Source organism: Solidesulfovibrio magneticus RS-1 (assembly GCF_000010665.1).
Classification (GTDB): Bacteria; Desulfobacterota; Desulfovibrionia; order Desulfovibrionales; family Desulfovibrionaceae; genus Solidesulfovibrio; species Solidesulfovibrio magneticus.
Genome location: NC_012796.1, coordinates 184,980 through 209,402, shown reverse-complemented (window position 1 = coordinate 209,402; position 24,423 = coordinate 184,980). Strand labels below are relative to the sequence as shown.

General features: G+C 65.7%; 23 protein-coding genes. 8 read left to right on the top strand and 15 right to left on the bottom strand.

The annotated features are described in order from the left end of the window. Positions 1–44: 44 nt before the first annotated feature. From DMR_RS00810 to DMR_RS00750, 13 genes are all read right to left on the bottom strand, one after another. Positions 45–371, bottom strand: a complete 327-nt coding sequence (locus DMR_RS00810) for an HdeA/HdeB family chaperone (RefSeq protein ID WP_012749782.1) — start codon at positions 369–371, stop codon at positions 45–47. A gap of 230 nt (positions 372–601) precedes the next feature. Then, positions 602–1,933, bottom strand: coding sequence for a sigma-54-dependent transcriptional regulator (locus tag DMR_RS00805; RefSeq protein WP_012749781.1), 1,332 nt, complete (start codon positions 1,931–1,933; stop codon positions 602–604). Next, on the bottom strand, positions 1,926–3,362 hold the full coding sequence (locus tag DMR_RS00800; RefSeq protein WP_012749780.1) for a two-component system sensor histidine kinase NtrB: 1,437 nt from the start codon (positions 3,360–3,362) through the stop codon (positions 1,926–1,928). Before DMR_RS00800 ends, DMR_RS00805 begins: the two co-directional genes overlap by 8 nt. 21 nt (positions 3,363–3,383) lie before the next feature. After that, complete coding sequence (locus DMR_RS00795) at positions 3,384–4,226, bottom strand: hypothetical protein (protein WP_012749779.1); 843 nt, start codon at positions 4,224–4,226, stop codon at positions 3,384–3,386. 114 nt (positions 4,227–4,340) lie between these two features. Continuing rightward, complete coding sequence (locus DMR_RS00790; RefSeq protein WP_012749778.1) at positions 4,341–4,832, bottom strand: ferritin-like domain-containing protein; 492 nt, start codon at positions 4,830–4,832, stop codon at positions 4,341–4,343. A gap of 111 nt (positions 4,833–4,943) precedes the next feature. Continuing rightward, the gene (locus DMR_RS00785) at positions 4,944–5,780 is read right to left on the bottom strand and encodes an FAD/NAD(P)-binding protein (RefSeq protein ID WP_012749777.1); all 837 of its coding nucleotides are present in this window, start codon (positions 5,778–5,780) and stop codon (positions 4,944–4,946) included. 10 nt (positions 5,781–5,790) lie between these two features. Then, a complete protein-coding gene (locus DMR_RS00780; RefSeq protein ID WP_012749776.1) occupies positions 5,791–6,837 on the bottom strand; it encodes a 4Fe-4S dicluster domain-containing protein in 1,047 nt (348 codons plus the stop codon). Beyond that, positions 6,837–7,808, bottom strand: coding sequence for a 4Fe-4S dicluster domain-containing protein (locus DMR_RS00775; RefSeq protein WP_012749775.1), 972 nt, complete (start codon positions 7,806–7,808; stop codon positions 6,837–6,839). Before DMR_RS00775 ends, DMR_RS00780 begins: the two co-directional genes overlap by 1 nt. Next, positions 7,795–8,280 (bottom strand): hydrogenase iron-sulfur subunit, encoded by a 486-nt coding sequence (locus tag DMR_RS00770; protein ID WP_006921948.1) that lies wholly within the window; start codon positions 8,278–8,280, stop codon positions 7,795–7,797. The genes DMR_RS00775 and DMR_RS00770 overlap by 14 nt, the downstream gene beginning before the upstream one ends. Beyond that, a complete protein-coding gene (locus DMR_RS00765; RefSeq protein ID WP_012749774.1) occupies positions 8,268–10,226 on the bottom strand; it encodes a CoB--CoM heterodisulfide reductase iron-sulfur subunit A family protein in 1,959 nt (652 codons plus the stop codon). The genes DMR_RS00770 and DMR_RS00765 overlap by 13 nt, the downstream gene beginning before the upstream one ends. A gap of 19 nt (positions 10,227–10,245) precedes the next feature. Continuing rightward, positions 10,246–11,127: a CoB--CoM heterodisulfide reductase iron-sulfur subunit B family protein gene (locus DMR_RS00760; RefSeq protein ID WP_012749773.1), complete on the bottom strand. Its 882-nt coding sequence runs from the start codon at positions 11,125–11,127 to the stop codon at positions 10,246–10,248. After that, entirely contained in the window at positions 11,124–11,684 is a 561-nt protein-coding gene (locus DMR_RS00755) for a 4Fe-4S dicluster domain-containing protein (protein ID WP_006921951.1), read from the bottom strand. Before DMR_RS00755 ends, DMR_RS00760 begins: the two co-directional genes overlap by 4 nt. Before the next feature lie 466 nt (positions 11,685–12,150). Further along, positions 12,151–13,332, bottom strand: a complete 1,182-nt coding sequence (locus DMR_RS00750; RefSeq protein ID WP_012749772.1) for an iron-containing alcohol dehydrogenase — start codon at positions 13,330–13,332, stop codon at positions 12,151–12,153. Between the two features lie 634 nt (positions 13,333–13,966). On the opposite strand from DMR_RS00750, the gene DMR_RS00745 reads away from it, so the two are divergent. The 3 genes from DMR_RS00745 to DMR_RS00735 all read left to right on the top strand — a co-directional run bounded on the left by DMR_RS00745 (position 13,967) and on the right by DMR_RS00735 (position 17,512). Next, positions 13,967–14,419 (top strand): arsenate reductase ArsC, encoded by a 453-nt coding sequence (locus DMR_RS00745; protein ID WP_043601429.1) that lies wholly within the window; start codon positions 13,967–13,969, stop codon positions 14,417–14,419. A 287-nt stretch (positions 14,420–14,706) separates the two neighbouring features. Beyond that, on the top strand, positions 14,707–15,132 hold the full coding sequence (locus DMR_RS00740) for an arsenate reductase ArsC (RefSeq protein ID WP_012749770.1): 426 nt from the start codon (positions 14,707–14,709) through the stop codon (positions 15,130–15,132). A 340-nt stretch (positions 15,133–15,472) separates the two neighbouring features. Continuing rightward, positions 15,473–17,512, top strand: a complete 2,040-nt coding sequence (locus tag DMR_RS00735) for a methyl-accepting chemotaxis protein (RefSeq protein WP_012749769.1) — start codon at positions 15,473–15,475, stop codon at positions 17,510–17,512. Positions 17,513–17,606: 94 nt separating this feature from the next. Here DMR_RS00735 and DMR_RS00730 read toward each other — a convergent pair whose 3' ends face one another. Then, positions 17,607–18,458: an XRE family transcriptional regulator gene (locus DMR_RS00730; RefSeq protein WP_232502856.1), complete on the bottom strand. Its 852-nt coding sequence runs from the start codon at positions 18,456–18,458 to the stop codon at positions 17,607–17,609. A gap of 107 nt (positions 18,459–18,565) precedes the next feature. Here DMR_RS00730 and DMR_RS00725 point away from each other — a divergent pair, with 107 nt between their 5' ends. Next, on the top strand, positions 18,566–18,871 hold the full coding sequence (locus DMR_RS00725; RefSeq protein ID WP_012749767.1) for a Mor transcription activator family protein: 306 nt from the start codon (positions 18,566–18,568) through the stop codon (positions 18,869–18,871). Positions 18,872–19,133: 262 nt separating this feature from the next. Here DMR_RS00725 and cls read toward each other — a convergent pair whose 3' ends face one another. Further along, entirely contained in the window at positions 19,134–20,546 is a 1,413-nt protein-coding gene (gene cls, locus DMR_RS00720) for a cardiolipin synthase (protein ID WP_012749766.1), read from the bottom strand. A 135-nt stretch (positions 20,547–20,681) separates the two neighbouring features. Between cls and DMR_RS00715 the strand changes: the two genes are divergently transcribed. The 4 genes from DMR_RS00715 to hydF all read left to right on the top strand — a co-directional run bounded on the left by DMR_RS00715 (position 20,682) and on the right by hydF (position 24,419). Further along, entirely contained in the window at positions 20,682–21,278 is a 597-nt protein-coding gene (locus tag DMR_RS00715) for a hypothetical protein (protein WP_012749765.1), read from the top strand. Positions 21,279–21,472: 194 nt separating this feature from the next. Next, a complete protein-coding gene (locus DMR_RS00710) occupies positions 21,473–22,063 on the top strand; it encodes a hypothetical protein (RefSeq protein ID WP_052279049.1) in 591 nt (196 codons plus the stop codon). A 150-nt stretch (positions 22,064–22,213) separates the two neighbouring features. After that, positions 22,214–23,209, top strand: coding sequence for a [FeFe] hydrogenase H-cluster radical SAM maturase HydE (gene hydE / locus DMR_RS00705; protein WP_012749763.1), 996 nt, complete (start codon positions 22,214–22,216; stop codon positions 23,207–23,209). Next, complete coding sequence (hydF, locus tag DMR_RS00700; protein WP_012749762.1) at positions 23,202–24,419, top strand: [FeFe] hydrogenase H-cluster maturation GTPase HydF; 1,218 nt, start codon at positions 23,202–23,204, stop codon at positions 24,417–24,419. The genes hydE and hydF overlap by 8 nt, the downstream gene beginning before the upstream one ends. Positions 24,420–24,423 lie beyond the last annotated feature (4 nt).

The following is a 24,423-nucleotide window of genomic DNA, read 5'->3' as shown; positions in this document are numbered from 1 at the left end:
CGGGGGGCCTGGGACCCCGCGCCGCGTTTGCGGGCCGTTGCGGATCAGTTGATGCCGATGTCCTTGGCCACATCCAGAACCTTCTTGCCGGGTTTTTTGGCGCAGGCTTCCATGAGGGAACCGGAGAAGGCTTCCAGATTCTTCCAGTTGAGCACGGCGTCACCGGAGACGCCGCTCAAATAGCCGTCGATCCACATGAGGATGATGCCGGCTGATTCCTCGTCGCCGGCGGCGATCTCGGCGATAAATTCCTTGCAGGTGACGGCCCCGAAGTCGATGTTCTGGGGTTGTTGCTGTTTCTTGGCCAAGGCCGGGGCAGCGGCCGCCAGACACAGGACCAAGGCAAGAGCGCAGGCGCGAAGGGTATGCATGGAGCCTCCGACGGTTGGGATAAAAGCACGGGCGCGCCGAACGGGCCGGGCCGATGCCGACGGACGACGACCAGCCTAGCGCAACTGCCGCCGCCCCGCCAGAGGCAACGGCGTTTGCGTCCGTGCGCCATCGCCGACCGCCCCCCTTAACCCCTTTCCCCATGTGGGGGGGCCGGGGGCCTCAGGCCCACGGCCGCCGGAGGCAAAAAAATCCGGCGCGCCGCGACGACCTAGAAGAGATTATACTGCCGAATCTTGCGATAGAGCGTCTTGCGGCAGATGCCCAGGGCCTCGGCCGCCAGCGACCGGTTGTTGTCGTAGAAGTTGAGCACCTTGGCGATGTGCTCCTTCTCCTTGGCCTCCAGGGTCAGGATTTCTTCCTCGGCCCGGGCCGGCTCCAGGAATTCGCGCGGCAGAGCGTGTTCGGTGATGAGGCTGTTTTCCGACAGGATGATGGAGCGCTCCATGACGTTGCGCAGCTCGCGCACGTTGCCCGGCCAGTCGTAGCTGGTCAGGCACTTCATGGCCCGGTCAGAGATGCGGAACGGGGCCTGGCCGGCCGTGAGGCGGGAGAGGAAAAATTCCACCAAAAGCGGAATGTCCTCGCGGCGTTCGCGCAGGGACGGCATCTCGATGTTAAAAACGTTGATGCGGTGAAACAGGGCCTCGTGGAACCTGCCCTCGGCCACTTCCCTGACCAGCTCCCGGTTGGTGGCGAAAATCAGCCGGATGTCCACCCGGCGTTCTTCTTTCTCGCCGACCCGACGGTAGGTCTTGTTTTCCAGCACGCGCAACAGCGCCGCCTGGACCTCGATGGGCAGCTCGCCGATCTCGTCAAGAAACAGCGTCCCCTTGTTGGCGAAGGCCATGAAGCCCTCGCTGTTTTCCACCGCGCCGGTGAACGAACCGCGCAGATGCCCGAAGAGTTCGCTTCGGGCCAGCTCCTTTTGCAGAGTGGCGCAGTTCTTGATGAAAAAGGGTTTGTCGGCGCGCTTTGACAGGGTCTGGATGAGGTGGGCGGCCACCTCCTTGCCGGCCCCGGATTCGCCGGTAATCAGCACCGGCACTTCGGTGGGGGCGACTTTTTCGATGAGGTAGCGCACCTGCTTGATGGCTGGCGAGTTGCCGACCAGCTGCACCGGCGGGGTCTGGCCCTGGAAGTGGCGCAACCGGCGGTTTTCGCGGCGCAGATAGGTGCGCTGGTAGGCGCGTTCGATCAAGAGTTCCAGCTCGGCCAGGTTGAAGGGCTTGGTGACGTAGTCAAAGGCCCCGAGCTTCATGGCCTCCACGGCGGTGTCGATGGCCCCGTGGCCGGTGATGAGAATGGTTTCGAGATCCTCCTGGCGCTGGCGCAATTCGACCATGAGGTCCAGGCCGTTGGCGTCGGGCAGGCGGATGTCGAGGACGGCCACCTCATATTCGTTCTTGGCCAGGAGTTCCCGGGCTTCCCGGGCCGAGGCGGCCACATGGACGGCCCGGGCCGGGGTGGTCAGTTCCTTGAGCAGGAGCTTGCCGATGGAGGGTTCGTCGTCGACCACAAGGACGCTGTAGGCGCTATTCACTGGGATGCCCGCTGTCGAGGGGAAGTTTCACGGTAAAATGCGTGCCGATGCCCACTTCGCTGGCCACCTCGATGACCCCGTGGTGTTCGCGCACGATGCTGTAGCAAGTGGAAAGGCCGATGCCCAGGCCCTGGCCCACGGGCTTGGTGGTGAAAAAGGGATTGAAGAGCTTGTCCATGTTGTCCGGCGGGATGCCCCGGCCGGTGTCCTCCACCGAGAGGTTCACGGTGTTGTCGTTCTCGGGATGGGTGGTGATGGTGATCTCACCTTCGCCCTCGATGGCGTCCATGGAATTGACCAGGATATTGAGGAGCACCTGCTTGAGCTGGGCCTCGTCGCCCGGGACCGTGGGCAGCCCCTGGTGCAGGTTGACGGTGAGGCGAAGTCCGGCGGCGGCCCGATCCTCCAGCCGGCTTTTGAGGATGTTCAACGTATCGGTGACGACTTCGTTTAAGCACACCGGCGAAAAGGCCAGGGTGTGGGGCCGGGAAAAGGACAGCATGGAGCGCACGATGTCGCGGCAGCGACGGCACTCCATGAGGATGGTTTCGGTGTATTCGGCCACGTCGCCGTAGAGGTCGTCGTCCACGGCCTGGCGGATGGCCGGCAGGCGGCGGCGGATGCCCTCGGCCAGGCCGTAGACGGCGGTGAGGGGATTGTTGATCTCATGGGCCACGCCGGCGGCCAACATGCCAATGGTGGCCATTTTTTCGGCCTGATAATACTTGGCCTGGTATTCATTTTCCAGGGTGACGTCGCGCTTGAAGATGAGGATGCGCGATTCCGGGCTGTCGGGATTGTGGATGGGCGAGGCCACCATCTCGAAGCGCCGGCTGACGCCGTGGATCTTGAACGTGCCCATGCAGCGGCACACGGCGTTGGAGCGAAAGGAACGATGGGCCGGGCATTCCGGGCAGGGCGAGGCCGAGGCCCGAAACAGCTTGTAGCAGTGCTGGCCCTCGGGACGCGGCACGTCGAAAAGTTCGTGGAAAACGTGGTTGACGGAGATGATGCGCAGGTCCTTGGTGAGCACCATCATGACGTCGGTGATGCCGTCGAGGATGGCGGCGATCTCCTGGCGGCGCAGTTCCGATTCCTGGTGGGCGTCCTGGAGCTCTTCGACCTTCTGGCGCAGTTCCTGATAGAACCCGAGCTTGCTGTGCTCGATGCCTATGAGGTCCTCAAGGCTTGGCGGATGGGGCAGGACGTCGGCGGCCATGGGTTCCGGGGACCGTCTGGGCAGGGGCGTGCGCAAGCGCGATGGCGTCATGAAAGATTCCCGCCCGTCGCGGAGCACGTCCAGGGTCAGCCGCCGCAGCGGCAAAGTGCGCGCCGGACCGGGCACAAGCCGGTCCAATCGCAGGCGCTGGGGAGCCTTTTGCGATGCGTCCCAGGATTTTTCATCCTCACCGGCGGCCGCGGACATCATGCCGTTCCATGGGGTCTGGCGTTACGACAGCAGCAGACAGGCCGGCTCCTCGCCCCTGGCGGCGGGCCGGGTGACGATGAGCCGGTCGGGACCGGCGGACTCTATGGCGGCAATGGCCCCGAGGTCCAGAAAATCCTGCAGCGCGGCCACGGCCCGGACCCGGAAGGCGGCCATGGGCTGGCGGGACAGCCCGGACAAACGGCGAAGAGCGGCGAAATCCAACCGCAGGGCGGCCGGGCCGTAGGACAGGAAGCCGGCCAGCCAGCGGGCAAAGCCGTCGGCCAGGGGCGCGCGGGCGGCGATGAGGCGCTCCATGCGTTCCGGGTCGCCGCAGGCGGCCAGCACGCGCGGGCCGACGTCCACGGCGCACAGCCCGGCCCGGCGGTCGCACAGGACGGCGTCGAGCAGGCGCATCTGCAGGGCGTAGCCGCCGCCGGCCTCTTCCACGTTGAGGCGACAGGCAGCCAGGCGCCACAGCGACCGTTCCAGGCGGCGGACGTCGAAACGCCGGGCCTTGGGCCGGATCAGCCGGGCCAGATCGCGCAGGGAAAAACGGGCCGAACCGCGCAAGGGGCTGCGCAGGGCCAGCAGCAGACAGCCGAGAAAAGCGTCGAGATCGTCCTGGTCCAGGGCCTCGCCGGAGACGGCGATGGCCGCTCCAGGCCAGCAGGCGGCGACCGGAACGTTTTGCCGGGACTGGCGGGGCGAACCCGTGCGGGCGGCGAACAGATCGGAGGCGAGCACAAGACCAAGCAATCGGGCGGACAGTCCCTGCTCCAGGGCTTCGGCGGCCCGGGTTCCGGGGGCGCTGTCCAGGGGGCTGGCCAGAGGCATGGCGTCAAAGCCGAACACATCGTGGTACATGGTCGTCCTCCCCCGGCTGGCGTTTGGGCCGGCGACGCGGCGGTTGCCCGCCGCCGGCCCCAAACGCGCGGTTTCGGGACGTCGGGCCAAGGCCCGGCGTCCCGCATCGGACGGTTAGGCGCTGCGACGAAGGGTCGCCAGCATCTTGGTCAACTGGCGCAGGTGGCCGCGCTCCTCGTCCAGACACTGCTTGACGATGCCGGACTCGGCCGGCGGCAACAGGTCCATCATCTCCCGGAAGTAGAGGATGGTGTCTTTTTCGAAGCGGGCGGCCAGCTCAATGGCGGCAATGGCATCGGAAGCGTTGGCCAGATCCTTTTCGGGGGCTCCGCCGCAGAAAAGCGCGTGGGAGTCGAGCAGGGCCTGGACATAGTCCATGTACTCTTCCTCATCGCTGCCGGCCGGCACCTCGATCTTGGCGATGCGCCCGGCCATGGCCTCAAAAATTGCCTGGTGGCGGGCTTCCTCGCCGGCAAAGAACTCCAGGAAGCTTTTGACGTCGGGATTCGTGGCGGCAGCCGCCGCCTTGCTGTAAACGTTGCGGCCCCGGCGCTCGATCTCGATGGCCGTGCCGACAATGTCGCTGGCGCTGAAAAAACGAGCCATGTCGCGTCTCCTTTTGAAAAGGCCTCCGGCGGCCGGGGGGGATCATCCCCCCCGGTCCCCCCGGATTGGGGACTTGCGTCGTCCCCCGGCTGTGCGTCGTGTCCTGGGCTCTTACAACTCGTTGGGGAGCTGTTTGAGCTGGGCGTAGGTGTACACCGGGCCGTCCACGCAGACGTAGCTGGTGCCGATGTTGCAGCGGCCGCAGATGCCGATGCCGCACTTCATGCGCTTTTCCAGCGTGGTCACGATCTGTTCATCGGCAAAGCCCAGCTTTTTGAGGGCTTCCAGGGTGAACTTGATCATGATGGGCGGGCCGCAGGTGATGGCCACGCAGTTGTCGGCCGCCGGGGCCATTTCCAGCAGCACGTTGGGGATAAGGCCCACCTTGTGCTGCCAGCCCTCGGCCTCGCGGTCGATGGTCAGCGTGGTTTCGATGTCGCTGCGTCCGGTCCACTCGGGCAGCTCGGCGGAGAAGGCCATGTCCAGGGGCGAACGCGCGCCGTAGAGCAGGCGGATCTTGCCGAAGTCGGCCCGGTTGTCGAGCATGTAGAGGAAGAGCGTGCGCAGCGGGGCCATGCCGATGCCGCCGCCGACGAACACGATGTCCTTGCCCTTCATGTCGGCCACGGGGAAGGAATTCCCCAGGGGCGCGCGCACGCCGATCTTGTCGCCGGCCGTGAGCGTGTGCAGCTTGGCCGTCACTTCGCCGGCCCGCATGACCGAGAACTGGAGGTAGTCCATGCGGGTGGGGGGCGAGTTGATGACGAAGGTCGACTCGCCGATGCCCGGGGCAGACAGCTGGCCCACCTGGCCCGGCTCGAAGGTGAAGGCCTTCATCTTGGCTTCGTCGTCGAAACGCACCCGGAAGGTCATGATGTTGTGGGTCTCCTGGACGGTCTCCAGGATGGTGGCCACTTCCGGCAGATAGGGATTGAATGGATCGGTCATGGGTAAACCTCTAGCCCTTGGCCTTGGCCACGGCGTTTTGCACGATCTCGCGGATGTCCACCGAGACCGGGCAGCTTTTCACGCAGCGCCCGCAGCCGCAGCAGGCGATAAGCCCGTCGTGCAGGGTCGGGTAGTAGCTGAACTTGTGGCCGACGCGGTTTTTGAGGCGGTGGGCCTTGGTCGGGCGCGGGTTGTGGCCCGAGGCTTCCAGGGTGAACTGGAAGTGCATGCAGGCGTCCCAGGAGCGCATCCGCCGGCCGGCCGTGCCCGTGCCTTCGTCGGTGATGGAGAAGCAGTAGCAGGTGGGGCACAGGTAGGTGCAGGCCCCGCAGCTCACGCACTTGTCGGACTGGTCGCGCCAGAACTCCTGGTCGTCAAACAGCGCCAAAAGCGCCGCCGGCGAGGAGGCGATGTCCGGGGCTTCGCCCAGGGCGTCGCGGCTGGCCTTTTTCACGGCCTCGGCCTCGGCGGCCTTGGCCGCGCCGTCGGTCAGGGCCGGGTTGTCCAGGAACTTCGCGCCCTTCTCGCTCACGGCCTCGACGGTGTAGCCGCCTTCGACCGGGGTTAAAAGCACGTCCGAGCCGGCCGCGTCGGCCGGTCCGGAGCCGACCCAGTGGCAAAAGCAGGTGTTCTCCACCGTGGCGCAGGCCATGGTCACGAACACCGTGGCTTCACGGGCGGCGATGTAATACGGGTCCGGGAACTTCTTGCCCATGTAGACGCGGTCGAAGATGAGAAATCCGCGCGCGCCGCAGGGCTTGGAGCCGAAGACCACCGTGGGCTGGGCTTCGGTCTTGGGATCAAGTTTGAGGGTCGGGGCGTGGTCCTCGCCTTCCTTGCCGTAGGCGTAGCTGAAAAGCTCCTGGCTGGCCGGGAAGACCGCGCCCTTGGGCGGGGCCGTGGCGTCGGAACCGAAGACCGGAGCGCGGGCCGGGTCGTATTGCCGGAACACCACGCTGCCGCCTTCCTCGACGGGGACGAGCACCCGGCTTTGGGCGGCCAGGGCCTTGAGCCACTCGGGGAGTTTCTCCCGGGGGATGTATTTGACGGCGGCCATTACCAGCTTCGCTCCTTGATGTTGTCTTCCTCGAGCTTAAACTGCAAAAGCGGCGGGATCGCGGCAACGTCAACACCGGCCTGGTAATTAAACAGGTCGTGGATGGTGCGGTTGAGGTGCTTCTTGAGCGCCAGAACCGGGATATCCATGGGGCAGGCCCGCTGGCATTCGCCGCATTCCGTGCACCGGCCGGCCAGGTGCATGGCGTGGACCACCTGGAACATCAGCTTTTCCGTCACCGAGTCTTCCTGGCTCAGCCAGTGAGGCTCGCGGCTCTGGGCGATGCAGTGGTCGCGGCACACGCACATGGGGCAGGCGTTGCGGCAGGCGTAGCAGCGGATGCAGCGGTCCATGTGGTAGCGCCAGAAAGCCATGCGCTCGGGCACGCTCATGGCGTCCAGGGCGGCCAGGTCGGCGTCGGCGGCCGGCGCGGCCTGGACCTGGGGAGCCGGGTCGCCCACAAAGGCGTCGGCCAGCACGGCGTTGGGGAACTGGCAGCGCAGGCACTTGTCGGCGGCCACCTCGGCCATGGGCATGGACACGGCCTTGCCGGCGGCGGTGACGGTGACGGTCTTGCCGTCCACGGCCACCTTTTCGGCGTTGCCGGCGTTTAATCCGGCGGCAGCCAGCTTGGCCCGCACCTTGGCGATGTCCACCACGCCGTCGCAGCCGGCGGAGAAGATCACGACGTTGTCGCGGTCAATGAGTTTTTCCTGGAGCAGTTCGACCACCGAGCGGGAGTCGCAGCCCTTGACCACCACGCCGACCTTCTTGCCGGCAAAGCTCGGCAGGTAGACGGCCGGATTGTGGACGTTGAGCGCCCCCCACTCCAGCTTGTCCACGTCGGCCTCGCCGCGGATGAAAAGCGGCGTGTTGTGCAGGGCGTCGTAGCCTTTCTGCCAACCGATGACGCATTCAAGGCCGGGCAAAGCCTCCTTGATGCGGGTTTTGAGAGCGTCAAGCCGCGACACGGTTGCCTCCTTGGATGGCCGAAGCGACCTTGGCCAACAGTTCCGGGGACACGTTCTCGTGGCGCGTCGCCGGTCCCAGGGCGTGAATCTGTTCGGTGAACACCGTCACCACCTTCTGCCAGCGCTGGCCTTCCGAGGCCGAGACCCAGGTGTAGTCGAACCGGGCCGGGTCGATGCCCAGGATAGGCAGGAAGCGCTTGAGGACTTCCAGACGCCGGCGGGCGTAGAAGTTGCCCTCGGCGTAGTGGCAGTCACGCGGGTGGCAGCCGGAGACGAGGACGCCGTCGGCGCCGTTTATCAGCGTTTTGGCGATGAACAGGGGATCAATGCGCCCGGAGCAGGGCACGCGGATGATCCGCAGGTCCGTGGGCTGATTGAACCGCCCAACGCCTGCCGTGTCCGCGCCGCCGTAGGAGCACCAGTTGCACAGGAATCCGACGATCCGCAGTTCCTTGCCGGTCAGGACTGGCATAAGGCGTTGACCTCCGCGAGGATTTGGTTGTCCGTGAAGTGCGACAGCTGGATGGCCCCCTGGGGGCAGGTGGAGGTGCAGATGCCGCAGCCCTGGCAGACGGTCTCGATGACCTCGGCCTTTTTCTGGCCCCGGAATTCGACTTCCTTGATGGCCTTGAACGGGCAGGTCATGATGCACTTGCCGCAGCCCACGCAGCGCTTGATGTCCACGCGGCTGATCTGCGGATCGCTTTCCAGCATGTCCTTGGAGAACAGGGCCAAAACCTTGGCGGCGGCGGCGCTGCCCTGGCCCACGGACTGGGGAATGTCCTTGGGGCCCTGGCAGGAGCCGGCCAGATAGACGCCGGCGGTGTTGGTCTCCACGGGCTTGAGCTTGGGATGGCTTTCCATGAAAAAGCCGTACTTGTCGTAGGAGATGCGCAGCTTCTCGGCCAGCTGGGGCGCGCCCTTGGCGGCTTCGGCGCCGGCGGCCAGAACGACCAGATCGGCTTCGATCTCGACCTGGGTGCCGGCCAGGGTGTCGGCCCCGCGCACGATCATCTTGTCGCCCTTGGGGTAGACCATGGCCACGCGGCCCCGGATGTAGCGCGCGCCATACTCTTCCATGGCCCGGCGGGTGAACTCGTCGTACATTTTGCCGGGGGAGCGGATGTCCATGTAGAAGACGTAGGACTGGGAATCCGGGATGTGGTCCTTGGTCAGGATGGTCTGCTTGGCCGTGTACATGCAGCAGAAGCCCGAGCAGTACGGCCGGTCCAGGGACTTGTCGCGCGAACCCACGCACTGGATGAAGACGACGTTTTTGGGTTCCTTGCCGTCCGAGGGCCGCTTGATGTGGCCGCCGGTGGGGCCGGAGGCCGACAGCAGACGCTCGTACTGCAGGCCGGTGATGACGTCGGGGTAGCGCCCGCCGCCGTACTCGGTCACCTTGGAGATGTCGAAGAGGTCGTAGCCGGTGGCGGCCACGATGGCGCCGACGTCCTCGGTGACGATCTCATCGGTCATGTCGTAGCGGATGGCCTTGGTCGGGCAGACCTTGGCGCACACGCCGCACTTGCCCTTGACGAACTGGCGGCAGGTGCTCGGGTCGATGACCGCTTTTTTCGGGATGGCCTGGGGAAAGGGAATGTTGATGGAGGTGCAGGGGCCGATCTTTTCGTTGAAGGCGTCCGGGTTTTTCTTGCTCGGACACTTCTCCATGCAGGCCCCGCAGCCGGTGCACAGTTCCCAATCGACGTAGGTGGCGCGTTTTTTGACCTGCACCTGGAAGTTGCCCACGTAGCCGCCGATGGAATCGACTTCGGCGTAAGCGTGGAGCGTGATGTTGGGGTGCTGGGCCACGTCGACCATCTTGGGGCCCAGGATGCAGCTCGAACAGTCGACCGTGGGGAAGGTCTTGTCGAGCTTGGCCATCTTGCCGCCGATGGAGGATTCGCGCTCGACCAGCACGACCTCAAGGCCGCCGTCGGCGCAGTCCAGGGCCGCCTGAATGCCGGCCACGCCGCCGCCGATGACCATGACGCGCTTGTTGACCGAGAACTTGCTGGGGATCAGCGGCGCGTCGCGGCGCAGCTTTTCCACGGCGATGCGCACCAGATCCACGGACTTGTTGGTATTGGCCTCGCGGTCCCGGCCGATCCAGGAGACGTGCTCGCGGATGTTGGCCATTTCGAACATGAAGCGGTTAAGCCCCGCCCGTTCGACGGCCTTGCGGAAGGTGGGCTCGTGCATGCGCGGGGTGCAGGAAGCCACCACCACGCCGGTAAGGTTTTTGTCTTTGATGGCCTGGATGATGCCGTCCTGGCCGGGTTCCGAGCAGGCGTACATGGTGTCCGTGGCGTAGACGACCTCGGGAAAATCCAGGGACGCCTTGGCCACGGTCGCGGTGTCCACCGTGCCTTCGATGTTGCTGCCGCAGTGGCAGACGAAAACGCCGATTCGCATTGCCTATGCTCCCTCGCTGTTAGTCCGCGACCGCAAGGGCCTTGGAAAGGACGGGCCTGGGGTCCACGCAGAGCTTGCCAAACCCGATGTCCTCGTCCGCGATGTTCAGGGCCACGGCCATGAGCTGGGTGAAGTAAGGGACCGGCATCCGGTAGTTGGTGCCGCCGGCGCGGTTGACCTGGCCCTGGCGCAGATCCAGGTTCATCTGGCACAGGGGGCAGGCCACGGCGACCATGTCCGCGCCGACGCTGACCGCGGCGTCCAGGAGCTTGCCGGAGAGCTTGGCCACGACGTCGGGCCGGGGGATGCCGTAGGAGGCCCCGCAGCACTCGACCTTGAGCGGAAAGGGCACGACCTCGGCCCCCATGGCGGCCAGGATGTTGTCCATGGCCATGGGGTTTTCGCAGTCGTCAAAGGCCATGAGCTCGGGCGGCCGGTTCATGATGCAGCCGTAGTAGCAAGCCACCTTGAGGCCCTTGAGCGGCGTACGGGTGGCCGATTTCACGGCGTCCAGCCCGACCATCTCGACCAGGGCCTGGAGCACGGACACGGCGTTGACGCCGCCGGCGTAGGGATCGTCCAGGAGCTTGTCGACCTTGGCTTTAAAGGGCGCGGCCTCGCAGCGGTGGTTGGCCGTGCGCAGGTTGGTCAGGCAGCTCGGGCAGGGCGTGGCCGCGGCCTTAAGGCCCATGTCGGACACGAGCTGCAGGTTGCGGGCGGCCAGGGCGGCGGAGAGCACGTGGTCCTTGGTGTGGGCCGGAGACGAGCCGCAGCAGCTCCAGTCCGGGATGTCCACCAGGGACAGCCCCAGGGCGGCGCACACGGCCCGGGTGGAGGTGTCGTACTCTTTGGACGTGCCCAGGCCCGAACAGCCCGGGTAGTAGGCGATGGCTTCGCTCATGAGTTGGACTCCCTCTCAAAACGCTCGAAAATCCGGGCCACGTGTTCTTTGCCCTGGATGTCGTGGGGCTTGAACGCGAGCTTGCCCTTGGGCAGGATCTTGGGGCCGAGGTCCATGTCGGTCCAGAACCGGCCGGTCTTGGTCACGTAGTTGATGAGCAGTCCGAGTTCGAAAACCCGGCCGTGGGCGCGCACGGAATCCAGGAAGCTGTCCCAGAAGGTCTTGACCTGGGGCACGGCGGCCAAGCCCTCGCGGCGGGCCATGTGGCGCAGCACGTCCATGACGCAGGCGACGTCGATCATGTTGGGGCAGCGGGTGGTGCAGGATTCGCAGGTGGCGCACAGCCAGATGGACTTGCTGGAGAGCACGGTCTTTTTCTGGCCGGCCTGGACAAGGCGCATGATCTGACTGACGGGGATGTCGTAGGCAAAGGTGTACGGACAGCCGGCCGTGCAGTTCCCGCACTGGTAGCACAGGCTGACGTTCTGACCGGACTCCTCCTCCACCCTGTGAACGAAATCCTCGTCATAATCGCGGGTGAGATTGATGATGTTCATTCGATCCTATCCGGTTGACGTGAAAGGTGACGACACTATCGCAAGCGGAGCGCCCAGACGCCCAGACCCCCCCGGCGGGCACGACGACCGCAGTCCGGGGTGGATAGCACGGCGGTCAGGTGTTTGCCACCCCGGACCGGGCGTCGAGCCTGGAGGAAAAAACCGAATGTAGTAGCGTGGTTATGCCAAAGCTCCAGATTTTTGGCATAGTGACCTTGTGCCATTTTGGTACAAAGTCGGAAAATTTCGGCCGACATGGGCCGCATTTTCGGTCCGTTCGGACGCATTTTCGGCCTGAGAATGCGTCCGCAAAAAGACATGGCCGGGTCGCTGCCACGGCCTTAGGCCATGCCGGATTGCCGTTATCGTCGTTTGCGCCTGACGGAGCCGCCCGGAAAGGTTCCCTGGGCTGCTCGTCAAGAGGGGGGCCCGAAGGCCCCCCTTTCGCATCCCGCGTTCCTGATTGTTACAGGGCGGCGGTGTAGATGTCGGAAACGTCCTTGTCGGTCGGGCAGCGGGGGTTGGTGAAGCCGCAGGCGTCCTTCTGGGCGTTGCCGGTCATGGTCGGGATGTCAGAGGCCTTGACGTCCTTACCGTACTTCTTGCCAAGCTCGATGAGGCCGGACGGGATGCCGACGTCGGCGGACAGCTGGCGGATGGCCTTGAGCGCCAGTTCGGCGGCGTCGCGGGTGGACAGGCCGGCGATGTTCTCGCCCATGATCTCGGCCATGGCGGCGAACTTCTCGGCCTTGGCGATCAGGTTGAACTTCTCGACGTGGGGCAGCAGGATGGCGTTGCATTCGCCGTGCGGCAGGTCATAGAAGCCGCCCAGCTGGTGCGCCATGGCGTGGACGTGGCCCAGGGAGGCGTTGTTGAAGGCCATGCCGGCCAGGTATTCGGCGAAGCACATGCCTTCGCGGGCTTCCATGTCCTGTCCGTTGGCCACGGCCTTGCGCAGGTACTTGAAGATCAGCTTGAAGGCTTCGATGGCGCAGGCGTCGGTCATCGGGTTGGCGATGGTGGACACGAAGGCTTCCACGGCGTGGGTCAGGGCGTCCATGCCGGTGGCGGCGGTCAGCGCCGGGGGCATGCCGACCATGAGGACCGGGTCGTTGATGGCGATGTGCGGGGTGACGCGCCAGTCAACGATGGCCATCTTCACGTGGCGGGACAGGTCGGTGATGATGCAGAAGCGGGTCATTTCCGAGGCGGTGCCGGCCGTGGTGTTGACGGCCAGGTAGGGCATGAAGGACTTGGAGGACTTGTCCACGCCTTCGTAGTCATGGATCTTGCCGCCGTTGGTCACGACCAGGCCGACGCCCTTGCCGCAGTCGTGGGAGGAGCCGCCGCCCAGGGTGATGAGGCTGTCGCAGCCGTTGGCCTTGTAGACTTCCACGCCCTTGTGGACGTTTTCGTCGGTGGGGTTGGGGATGGTCTCGTCGTACACATGGTACTTCATCCCGGCGGCGTCGAGGAGATCGGTGACCTGCTTGCAGATGCCGACCTTGACCACGCCCTTGTCGGTGACGATCAGCGGTTTGCTGCCGCCCAGGGCTTTGATCTTCTCGGGGATGGCCTTGGCGGCGCCGATGCCGATAAGGGTCACGCTGGGAATGAAGAAACCGTAAACTTGCTCGCGAACAGCCATGGTGCCAACCTCACTGTGGTTAAGGTTATGGTTTTGCGAACGGACCCCAAACCTGATTTCCGTTTGGCGTATGCGTAAACGTTGCCCCTTCTAGAGCAATTCCCGGGCCAACTTGGTGGTCCATGTATTTCAAGCGTTTAAAACGTCAGACCTTTTTGCCCCGGGGGCAGTCTGGCCGCCCAACGTCCCATCTCGCCCGCCCATACCGGCCCCCTTGCCGTCCCGACACACAAAAATCACACAAAAACAGTATCTTACCAGCAGTTGGACAAGTTGTCCCACGCTTCAGGGCGCGTTGGGTAAAAAGGGGACACTGGCCCGTCGTGGGACGACTTGCCCCATGGGTGTGGGTCGTGGGTAAATATATGCCGCATGATTTTGGTAGTTTGAAAAATCCGCCCCGTTGTTTGCCGGACAGGACAAAAGGAAACGCCAGCCTGTGGAGAGAGGCCAGGGGAACTCGCGACGCGACGGGCAGGGGCATGGCCGGGGAACCATTGGACGGGCCGGCAGGAGCTTTCGCCGTTTTTCCCTTGGTCGTCTGGCCTGGGCATGTGGCGTGCCCGCCGCGTCTGTAACAGAAATGCCACGGCGTCGGGCTATGCCGGGGCATCCGGTTGACAAGGAGGATTTCATGCGCGTGCTTTTCATCTGCGTGCACAACAGCGCCCGCAGCCAGATGGCGGAGGCCTTTTTGCGGCAAATGGCCGGCGACGGCGTGACCGTCGAAAGCGCCGGTCTTGATCCCACGGTGATCAACCCGCTCGTGGTCGCCGTCATGGCCGAGGAGGGCCTTGACCTGTCCGAGAAAAAGACCCGCAAGGTCTTTGATCTGTTCCGCGACGGCAAACTCTACGACGCCGTCATCACCGTGTGCGAGGAGTCCCTGGAGGGCAAGTGCCCCGTGTTTCCGGGCGTGGCCCGGCGGCTGCATCTGCCCTTCCCGGACCCGGCCACCGTCACCGGGACCGAGGAAGAGCGCCTGGAGGCGGTGCGGGGCATCCGCGACGCCATCAAGGCGCGCATGGCCGTCCTGGCCCGGGAACTGGCCGGCGAGGCCGCCCGTCCCTTGGGCGACCGGGCCTAGTGTCGTGTCCACGAAAAGCATACCGGACAATTCGCTGGCAACAGACTAACGCCATGAATTTGTCTTAACAAATACTGTCGTATTTCTTAAGGGACGCGACACTGGCGGTAACGCGTGCAGAACGCGTTTTGCCGGCCACGTGTGAAAACCGTTGTTTATTTGAAAAACCCCATGGTATTTTCCCAAGACGCGCCGCCTGAAACGTGGGCTGCGCCAGCAACCCGAATAAACCCTTTTCCCATCGCCGGGGCCCGGGGGGATCATCCCCCCGCCCGCCGGAGGCATCTTTGAAAAATATCCTCTTCCTGTGCACCGGCAATTCCTGTCGCAGCCAGATGGCCGAGGGCTTTGCCCGGGCGCTTCGCGGCGACGTGCTTACCGCCTATTCGGCCGGAGTGGAGAAACACGGCATGAATCCACGGGCCGTGGCCGTCATGGCCGAGGCCGGGGTGGACATTTCGGGACAGTCCTCCAAGCTTGTGTCCGAGCTGCCCGACGTCGCCTTTGACTACGTCGTGACCCTGTGTGGTTCGGCCCATGACCTGTGCCCGTTTTTCCCGGGCCCGGTCAAAAAGGTCCATGTCGGTTTCGAAGATCCCCCGGCCCTGGCCGCCGGCGCGGCCAGCGAGGAGGAGGCGTTGTCGCATTATCGCCGGGTGCGCGACGCCATCCGGGATTTCGTGGCCGGTCTGCCGGAGAATCTCGGGGAATAACGGCCGGAGCTCTCGTGGCCGGGGCCTCCCGTTGGCGCGCCGCGCCATGCCCTGCCGCGTTGTCCCAAGATACCCGGCCGGGCGTCAACGCACGACCCGTAAAACTCCGGCCGAAAGGCGCTCGAGGCGGTTTTGCCGGGCACTGCTTCCGGCTGCAAAAGGCCTGGCCTGAACGCCAGGCCTTTTGCGTGCCCTGCTGTCCGTAAGGAGCCGTTGGCTGTTCTCATAACAACAACTTTGGCCGATTATAGACATCTTGCTGTCAGGTTGGCATAACAGGTATTCCCCCGGGCTGTTGCGTTCCCCGCAGCCCGGAACCCTTGTCGCTGGAGGGAACGCCATGCGCCTGTCGCTTCGCGCCAAATTCTTCGCCCCCACCTTTGTTCTTGTTGTCGTCGGCATGGCCGCTCTGGTCATGGTCAATGATCGCGCCGTCAAATCGGCCTTCACCAAGGTCGAGGGACAGACCATGGCCTTGCTTGGTCAGTCGTTGGCCAAGGACGTGGCTGGTTCGGTGGCCGACAACCTGAAACTGTTGTCCAGTTTCGCCAAGGCTCCGGCCCTGGCCCGGGCCGCCCAGGGCCAGGGCGGCGAGGCGGCCTCCGAGCTGCTGACGAGTCTGGTCAAGGGCATGACCGGGGTGGACTATGCCAACGTCTTCGACGCCTCGGGCCTGTGTCTGGCGTCCACCAACCCGGCGGCCGTGGGCAAGGTCAACGTGGCCGACCGCGACTACTTCGCCGCGGTCATGACAGCAGGCAAGGCTGACGTGGTGTCCAAGGCTCTGGTCAGCCGCACCACGGGCAAGGCCGCCGTGGTTTTGGCCCAGCCCATCCGCGACGCCGCCGGCAAGCTCGTCGGCCTGGTCAACGCCGGCATGGATCTGGAGTCGCTGACCGCCGACCTGACGTCGCTTAAGGTCGGGGAGACGGGCTACGCCTTTATCCTGGACGCCCAGGGCATGGCCCTGGCCCACCCGGACAAGAAGCAGCTCATGAAGGACGACCTGGGCCGGTCCGAGGCCGGCAAGCGGGTTCTGGGCGTGGCTGTAAGCGCCGTGCTCGAATACGAGGACGCCTCGGGCCGGCATCTCGTGGCCGTGGCCCGGGACGCCAAGACCGGCTGGTTTGTGGCCGTGGAAGCGCCAGTGGCCGAGTTCGGGGCCTACGCCGACGCGGCCACGCGGCAAAACGCCATTATCGCGCTCATTGTCACCGTGGCCATCCTGGCGGCCATCCTCGTGCTGTTGCGCGTGGCCGTGCTTGGCAAGCTGCGCCAATGCGTGGATTTCGCCGCCGCCGTGGCCAAGGGCGATCTGGACCGGCGCATCGCCATCGCCTCGGGCGACGAACTGCAAACCCTGGGCGAGGCCCTGGGCGCCATGGGGGCCAGCATCAAGGCCAATCTGGCCGAGGCCCAGGCCAAGAGCCGGGAGGCCGAGGCCCAGGCCGCCCAGGTGGCCAAGGCCCTGGAAGACGTCAAAACCGCCCAGACCAAGGCGGAAGAAGCCAAGACCCAGGGATTGCTTCTGGCCGCCGACCAGCTCCAGGGCGTCATGGAGGCCCTGGACGGGGTGGCGGCGGAACTTTCCCGGGAGATATCCACCGTGGCCGCCTCGGTGGAGGAGCAGGAACGGCGCACGGCCGAGACGGCCACGGCCATGGAAGAGATGAACGCCACCGTGCTGGAGGTGGCCAAGAACGCGGCCGAGGCCTCGACCAAGGCCGACGCCGCCCGGTCTCAGGCCATGGACGGCCGGGCCGTGGTGGAACGGTCCATCGCCGCCATCGGCCGAGTGGACGCGGCCTCGCGCCAGGTCAAGGCCGGCATGGACGAGCTTGGGGCCAAGGCCCAGGCCATCGGGGCCATCATGAACGTCATTTCCGACATCGCCGACCAGACCAATCTGCTGGCCCTTAATGCCGCCATCGAGGCGGCCAGGGCCGGGGACGCCGGTCGCGGGTTTGCCGTGGTGGCCGACGAGGTGCGCAAGCTGGCCGAAAAGACCATGACCGCCACCAAGGAAGTCGGGGCGTCCATCGGGGCCATTCAGGCCGGCGCCCGGGACAGCATGGCCAAGGTGGACGAGTCGACCGCCGCCGTGGCCCACGCCACGGAACTGGCCGGCGAATCCGAGGCGGCCCTGGCCCGCATCGTGGCCCTGGTGGACGAGACGTCCTCCCAGGTCCAGGGCATCGCCACGGCGGCCGAGGAGCAGTCGGCCACCAGCGAGGAAATCAGTCGGGCCGAGGAGGCGGTCAGCCGCCTGTCCTCGGAGATCGCCCAGGGCATGCGCGAGTCGGCCGGGGTGGTCACCAGCGTGAGCCGGCAGGTCGAGGCCTTGGAGCAGCTCGTGGCCACATTCCGCAGCAACAGCTAGGGGTGTGGCCCACGCCCTCCCTTGAAACGACAAGGCCCCGCTGCGGCGGGGCCTTCGCTTTTGGAATAATATTCCTAAAATGCCGGCCCAGGCATCAGTCCAATTCCCGGGCGGTCCAGATGCAGCGGCCGATGATCTCGAAGTCGTCGGCGTCGGACACAAGCAGCACGTTGGCGTCGGCGTCCGAGGCGATGCCGAGCCGGCCCCCGGCGTCGATGAGGCGCTTGATGTACATCTGGCCGTTGTAGCGCAGGTAGTAGACCTTGTTTTTGACGAACTGGCGGCGTCCCTCGTCGATGAGCACCACCGAGCCGTCGGCGATGGTGGGTTCCATGCTGTCGCCAAAAGCCCGGATGGCGGTCATGTATTCGGGGTTGCCCTTGGAGCGGATCCAGTCGGTGCGGAAGCTCAAGTAGCTCAGGGTGCGGTCGCCGGTTTCGGTGGACCCGCCGCCCATGGAGGCCGTGGCCTCGCGCAGGGGCACTTCGGTGTAGGCCGATTGGCGATCCTCCCGGGCGTGCAGGTCGCGAAGCCAGGCCCGCAGCGCCTCGCCGCCGCGCCCCGTCGCCTCGCTCCCGCCGTAGGCCGGTTCGCGTACCTGGCAGCGCCGGCTCGCGCCTTCCTCGGCCGGGTAGGCGGCGGCGTCCAGGCGTTGGCGGCCAAAGGCCAGCATATCCTCGTAGGACAGCCCGAAAAAGGCGGCCAGCCGTCGTCGCAGGGCCGGCTTGGGGGCCTGCTTGCCGGCCAGGATCTTGCTCACGTAGCCCTGGCTGGCCCCGGCAAAGGCGGCCAGTTCGCCCTGGCTGGCTTCCTGGGCGGCGGCCAGCTCCACCAGCGCCTTCCAGAAAAAATGATCCTCCTCGGTCCGAAACCCGGACTCCGGGGAGGCGGCGGCAGGGCAGGCGTCGCGCATCATGACCGGATTGTGCCCCAGTCTGGGAGGCAATGTCCATTCCTTTTTTGGAATATTATTCTTGACAAATATTCCTAATAGGAATAATTCTGGTTTCAGGCAAGGCCGCAGTTCCACCCAAAGACCATGGAGACGGTTGCATGCGTGAAGCCGAGTTGGAGGCCACATTGGCGCAAAGCCTGGGAGCCGAGGCGGCCCGGGCCGCCCTGGACGCCCTGATCGCCGCCTGGGGCGGTTGTCGGTTGGATATTCCCAACGGGACGTCGTCCCGCAAACGCCGTCGCGACGCCGAGATTCGGCGGCGGCACCGTGACGGCGCGGACCTCTTCGCCCTGCGCGACCAGTACGGACTGTCCGACCGCCATTTGCGGCGCATCCTGTATCCGGCTCCTGGGCGGCCCCTGCGTCCGGGCGTCGTCCGCGGGCAAAGCGAGGTCGTGTCCTGACGTCGCCCTCCTGAAATCCCCGGGCGTCATGGGACGCTGCATCACTTCCCAGCCGTGCCCCGGCCGATCAGGTCGGGCAGGCCGGGAAAAGCCTGCGGGAGCGATCCCGCCCAGGCCGCCGGCTCCGAGAGTCGGCGGCTTTTTGCGGTTTTGGGCAAGGCTGGGAGCTCGGGACAGGACGTCGGGCGGCAAGTCGGCGGCAGCCGGGGCCGTTGCCGATCCAATGTCCGGCCCGGGTTACGGCCGACCACCGCCCGCCCGGTCACAGGATGGGCGAGAACAGGCGGCTGACCATGACGCCGGTCTTGAAAAAAAACGAACGGTCGGCGTAGTCGTCGGCCGTGGCCCGCAGGCAGTGCTGGAAGTCTTCCCGCAGCATGGCTTCCACGTCGGCGATGAAACCCTTGTGGGCAACGGCCAGGGTCAGTTCGAAATTGAGCCGAAACGACCGGTTGTCGCAGTTGGCCGTGCCCACGCTGGCCATGACGTCGTCCACCAAAATGATCTTCTGGTGTAAAAATCCGTTCTGGTAGCGGTAGAACTTGACGCCCAGGGTCTCCAGATCGGCCAGATAGGAAAACGAGGCCAGGTAGACCATGTGGTGGTCGGCCTTGTGGGGCAGCATCACCCGCACGTCCACGCCACGCAGCACGGCCAGCTGCAGGGCCGAGATGATCTCGCGGTCGGGCACGAAATAGGGCGAGACGATCCACAGGCGTTTCTGGGCGGCGGAAATGGCCTGGAAGAAAAAGAGGTCGCAGGATTCGATGTCGTCGGCCGGGCCGGTGGGCAAGACCAGCACCGGCATGTCGCCGCCCGGAGCCGGGGCCAGCTCCCAGCGCAGGGCCGGGGTCTGCCTCGTGGCCCAGTACCAGTCCTCCAGGAAAGACAGCTGCACCAGGGCCACGGCCGGGCCGTCCAGGCGCACGTGGGTGTCGCGCCAGTGGCCCAGGCGCGGGCTTTTGCCCAGGTATTCATCGCCCACGTTATGGCCGCCCACAAAGGCCGCGACGCCGTCGGTGACCACGATCTTGCGGTGGTTGCGAAAATTGAGCTGGAGCCGGTTGCGCCAGCCCAGGGTGGTGTTGAAGGGCGAGGCCTGGACGCCGGCCTTTTTGAGTTCGTCCAGATACGCGGCGTTTAGGGAATGGCTGCCGATCTCGTCGTAGAGGAGATAGACGGCCAGGCCCGCCCGGGCCTTGGCGATCAAGCGTTTTTGCAGCGCTCGGCCGATGTCGTCGTCGCGGATGATGAAAAACTGCACCAGGACATAGTGTTCGGCCGCGTCGATGGCGGCGAAGATGGCCTCGAAGGTGGCCTGCCCGTCGATGAGGAGCCTCACGTGGTTGCCGGCGGTAAACGGCAGCTCGGCCAGGCGCTCCAGCACCGGAAAAAGCCCGGGCAGGCCCGGGGCATGAGGATCGGGGAAGGCCTGGACGGCGTGGAGCTTGGGGGCCATGGCGTCCACGGCTTTGTCGCCGGCCCGGCGCGAGGCGACATAGCCCTGGAAGCGGTTGCGCCCGAAAATCCAGTAGAGCGGCACGGCCAGATAGGGGAAGGTGATCATGGCCATGACCCAGGCCATGGCTCCCTGGGACGAGCGGGCCGTGAAAAGCGCCCGGGCGGCGGACGCCGCGCCGATCAAGTGGCAGCATAAGAGAATGAGAAACAGCACCGGACCTCCCCGGCCGGCGGTCCTTGGGAACACGTCTTCGCGTCCCGGGCTTGACCGGCCTTTGCCTCTTTCTATACGCACCCAAGAGTCCCGGCAAGAAAGGCCGGCATCCCCACAGCCCAAACGGAGAACTCCATGTCCGAACAAGCCTTCGACGTGTCCCTTAACGCCCCGGTTTTCGCCGAAGACGCCAAGGTCGGGCGCGTGGCCAACGTCGTGGTCGATCCCTCCCACGGCCGGGCCACATTCCTTGTGGTGCGCGAAGACGCCCTGCCCAACACCCTGCGCCTGGTCTCCGAAAAACACATCGCCGCCTCCGGCCCGGACGGCGTGCGCCTGTCCTGCCCTCCGGCCAAGTTCGCGGCTATGCGGGAATACGTGCTGACCGAGTACTATTCGCCCGAGTATTTCCTGCACATGGCCGAAAAAGAGCATTGCAAGCTGCCCATGGCCCCGTCGAGCTGGACCGTGGAGCGCCCGGCCACCCCAGCCGGCTCCGTGGCCCTGGCCGGTCACGAGGCCGTCGAAGCCACCGACGGCAAGGTCGGCAAACTCGACGGCGTGCACCTGGAAGCCCACACCGGCCGCGTCATTTACCTCATTTTGCGCCAGGGACACCTCTGGGGCGCGCGCGAAGTGGCCATCCCGGCCGGGCTGGTGGCCGGCTACGAAGACGGCGTCATCAAACTGTCCGTGGACAAGGCCGCCATCGCCGCCTTGCCGGCGCTGTAAGCAAGGGTATCAGGCGGGAGCGGCCTTGCGTTGTCCCTGGGTGTTTGCCAGGAAGAACCAGGGTGCGGCAAATCCGCGGCCCTTCCCCCGGCCTTATGCCGCAGCCGGGAGAAACCGGCGTTTTTTCCTGAATCCAAACGGTTGTTTCTGCGGCAGGGGCTTGCCTGCCGCCGCATGGATACGCAGAGGTGGAGATGGAACGGGAAAAGCCCTGGGCGGCGACGGGATTGGCGGAGGTCGGGCTGGCCGGCCGCGTGGCCGGGTCGGATCGGCTGTTTTTCCACGCCGCGCTCTATTCCAATTTCGCCCGGGACCGGGCCATGGCCGACGCTCTGGAGGCAGCCTTGCGCCGTCCCGGGTTCGAACGCCTGGAAGTGGTGTCCCTGGACCCGGTGGCCCGGCCGCCCTACTGGGACGAGTTCCGCCAGATCCTGCGCCAGGACATGCCCGCCGCCGCCATGCAGCGGGAATTTTCCGTGTCCGCCGCCTTTCTTGACGCCCTGGCCTCGCGCCATCCCCACAAGGTGCGGCTTTACGTGACCGTCGCCCTGCCCCTGGCCCCCATCCTGCTTTTGGATGACGTGGTCATCGTCGGGCACTACGCCCACTCCCCGGCGCCCGCGCCGCTGGGGCACTGGCTGGTGATCCCGGCCGACGTGGCCTCCCTGATGGAATTGGCCGAGGAAGGGGCGCAGCCCGAATCCCTGGACCCGGCCGACGTCGGGGCCTACCGGCTGATCTGCGACTGCCTGGCCGCCCGCCTGGCCTCGCGACGGCTGGCCTAGCAACGGACCCACGAAAAGCGAATAAGGCGTTTCTCAGGCAACTCGCTCCAACAAGAAATTAGCTTAAAAATACTCTCGTATTTTTCAGGGGATGCGGGCCTAGCGGCACACCCCTACAACAATACGCGCGTATTTTAGAAGTGACACCGTATGCAACAGGCTGAAATCGCCAAGCTGCTGGCCGGGGCCGACGATCCAGGACTTTTTTCCGCCGCCGCCGCCCTGACCAGGGAAAATTTCGGCGACGAGGTCTATCTGCGCGGGGTGGTGGAATTTTCCAACCACTGCCGCAACAACTGCCGCTACTGCGGCCTGCGCGTCGCCAACACGGCCGTGCACCGCTACCGCCTGTCCGTCGAGGACGTCATCGCCTGCGCCGGCCTGGCCCGGGAGCTGTCCATCGGCACCATCGTCATCCAGTCCGGCGACGACTTCCACTACACCCGCGACGACATCGCCCGCATCGTGGTCGAGGCCAAGGCCCGGGCCGACGTGGCCGTCACCCTGTCCCTGGGCGACCGGGCCGATGACGAGCTGCTGTTCTGGCGCGAGCATGGGGCCGACCGGTATCTGCTCAAGGTGGAGACCTTTGACGAGGCGCTCTATGCCCAAAGCCGGCCGGGGCTGACCCTGGCCGACCGGCTGGCGCGTCTGGAAACCCTGCGCCGGGCCGGCTACGAGGTCGGCTCGGGCGTCATCACCGACCTGCCCGGCATGACGCCGGAAATTCTGGCCAATGATCTCGTCCGGCTGGCCGAGCTGGACCTGGACATGGTCGCCGTCGGGCCTTTCGTGCCCCATCCGGCCACGCCCTACGGCGACGCCCCGGCCGGCTCGATCCTCACCGCCTTTCGGGCCATGGCCGTGCTGCGCCTGCTTTCCCCCCTGGCCAACATCCCCTCGACCTCGGCCCTAAACGCCCTGCGCGACGGCGCGCGGGAGCAGGGGCTGACCCTTGGGGCCAACGTCGTCATGCCCTCGCTGACCCCGGAAACCGTCAGCCCGGATTACGCCATCTACCCCGGCAAGAATGCCTTTCGCGCAGACGCCCGCTCCCGGGTCGAAGCGGCGCGGGAGGCCATTCGCCGGGTGGGCAAAATTCCCTCCACCGCCGTGGGCGGTTCCAAAAGGAGACGCCATGTCTGAAACCGCCGCCGAGAAAGCCCCACGCGGGGTGCGTCTGGTCATCACCTTTGTCGGGCGGCGAAACGCCGGCAAGTCGTCGCTCATTAACGCCGTCACCGGCCAGGACGTGGCCATCGTGTCCGATTTCGCCGGCACCACCACCGATCCCGTGGCCAAGCCCTACGAGCTGTTGCCGCTGGGGCCGGTGACGCTCTACGACACGGCCGGCCTGGACGACGAGGGCGAGCTTGGGGCGCTGCGCATCGCGGCCACGCGCAAAGTCTTGTGGCGCACGGACATCGCCGTGGTGGCGGTGGACGCGGCCGGCGGCCTGGGCGATCCCGAACGCCGGATCATCGAGGAAGTGCGGCGGCTGGAGATTCCGTTTCTGGTGGTCTTCAACAAGACCGACCTGGCCGCGCCGTCGCCGGCCGATCGTCAGTGGTGCCGCGAGCAGGGCATTGCAGTGGTGACGGCCTGCGCCGCCGACGGAACCGGGGCCACCGCCGTCAAGGAGGCCATCATGGCCCTGGCCCCGGCCGAAAGCCTGCGCGAGCCGGTCTTGTGCGGCGACCTGTTCGCCCCGGGTGAGACCGTGGTCTGTGTGGTGCCCATCGATCTGGCTGCGCCCAAGGGCCGGCTGATCCTGCCCCAGGTGCAGGTGTTGCGCGAGGTCCTCGACAACGACGGTATCGCCGTCACGGTCAAGGACCGGGAGCTTGAGGCGGCGCTAGGGAACCTGCGCCAGCCGCCGGCCGTGGTCATCACCGACTCCCAGGTGATCCTCAAGATGTCCGGCGACGTGCCGGACGAGGTGCCGCTGACGACTTTTTCCACGCTTTTTGCCCGCTACAAAGGCGATTTGACCACCCTGGCCGCCGGGGCGGCGGCCATCGACAACCTGCGCGACGGCGACGTGGTGCTCATGGCCGAGGCCTGCTCCCATCATGTCCAGTCCGACGACATCGGCCGGGTGAAGATTCCGCGCTGGATCTCGCAGTACACCGGCCGCGACCTGACCTTTGAGATGCACGCCGGACACGACTTTCCGGACGATCTGGAACGCTACGCCCTGGTGGTGCATTGCGGCTCGTGCATGTTCGGGCGCATGGAGATGCTGCGGCGCATCCGCGAATGCACGCGCCGGGGCGTGCCGGTGACCAACTACGGCGTGGCCATCTCCAAGGTGCAGGGGGTGCTGGACCGGGTGCTGGCTCCGGTCATGCGGTAGCCAC

Excerpts from the sequence above, each read along its gene's own strand:
- DMR_RS00770 (WP_006921948.1), bottom strand. The coding sequence starts at position 8,280 with ATGCCAGTCCTGACCGGCAAGGAACTGCGGATCGTCGGATTCCTGTGC.
- DMR_RS00715 (WP_012749765.1), top strand. The coding sequence starts at position 20,682 with ATGTCCGAACAAGCCTTCGACGTGTCCCTTAACGCCCCGGTTTTCGCC.
- DMR_RS00785 (WP_012749777.1), bottom strand. The coding sequence starts at position 5,780 with ATGACCGATCCATTCAATCCCTATCTGCCGGAAGTGGCCACCATCCTG.
- DMR_RS00710 (WP_052279049.1), top strand. The coding sequence starts at position 21,473 with ATGGAACGGGAAAAGCCCTGGGCGGCGACGGGATTGGCGGAGGTCGGG.
- DMR_RS00780 (WP_012749776.1), bottom strand. The coding sequence starts at position 6,837 with ATGGCCGCCGTCAAATACATCCCCCGGGAGAAACTCCCCGAGTGGCTC.
- DMR_RS00765 (WP_012749774.1), bottom strand. The coding sequence starts at position 10,226 with ATGCGAATCGGCGTTTTCGTCTGCCACTGCGGCAGCAACATCGAAGGC.
- DMR_RS00800 (WP_012749780.1), bottom strand. The coding sequence starts at position 3,362 with ATGATGTCCGCGGCCGCCGGTGAGGATGAAAAATCCTGGGACGCATCG.
- hydE (WP_012749763.1), top strand. The coding sequence starts at position 22,214 with ATGCAACAGGCTGAAATCGCCAAGCTGCTGGCCGGGGCCGACGATCCA.
- DMR_RS00745 (WP_043601429.1), top strand. The coding sequence starts at position 13,967 with ATGCGCGTGCTTTTCATCTGCGTGCACAACAGCGCCCGCAGCCAGATG.
- DMR_RS00750 (WP_012749772.1), bottom strand. The coding sequence starts at position 13,332 with ATGGCTGTTCGCGAGCAAGTTTACGGTTTCTTCATTCCCAGCGTGACC.
- DMR_RS00725 (WP_012749767.1), top strand. The coding sequence starts at position 18,566 with ATGCGTGAAGCCGAGTTGGAGGCCACATTGGCGCAAAGCCTGGGAGCC.
- DMR_RS00790 (WP_012749778.1), bottom strand. The coding sequence starts at position 4,832 with ATGGCTCGTTTTTTCAGCGCCAGCGACATTGTCGGCACGGCCATCGAG.
- hydF (WP_012749762.1), top strand. The coding sequence starts at position 23,202 with ATGTCTGAAACCGCCGCCGAGAAAGCCCCACGCGGGGTGCGTCTGGTC.
- DMR_RS00760 (WP_012749773.1), bottom strand. The coding sequence starts at position 11,127 with ATGAGCGAAGCCATCGCCTACTACCCGGGCTGTTCGGGCCTGGGCACG.
- DMR_RS00735 (WP_012749769.1), top strand. The coding sequence starts at position 15,473 with ATGCGCCTGTCGCTTCGCGCCAAATTCTTCGCCCCCACCTTTGTTCTT.
- DMR_RS00755 (WP_006921951.1), bottom strand. The coding sequence starts at position 11,684 with ATGAACATCATCAATCTCACCCGCGATTATGACGAGGATTTCGTTCAC.
- DMR_RS00795 (WP_012749779.1), bottom strand. The coding sequence starts at position 4,226 with ATGTACCACGATGTGTTCGGCTTTGACGCCATGCCTCTGGCCAGCCCC.
- DMR_RS00810 (WP_012749782.1), bottom strand. The coding sequence starts at position 371 with ATGCATACCCTTCGCGCCTGCGCTCTTGCCTTGGTCCTGTGTCTGGCG.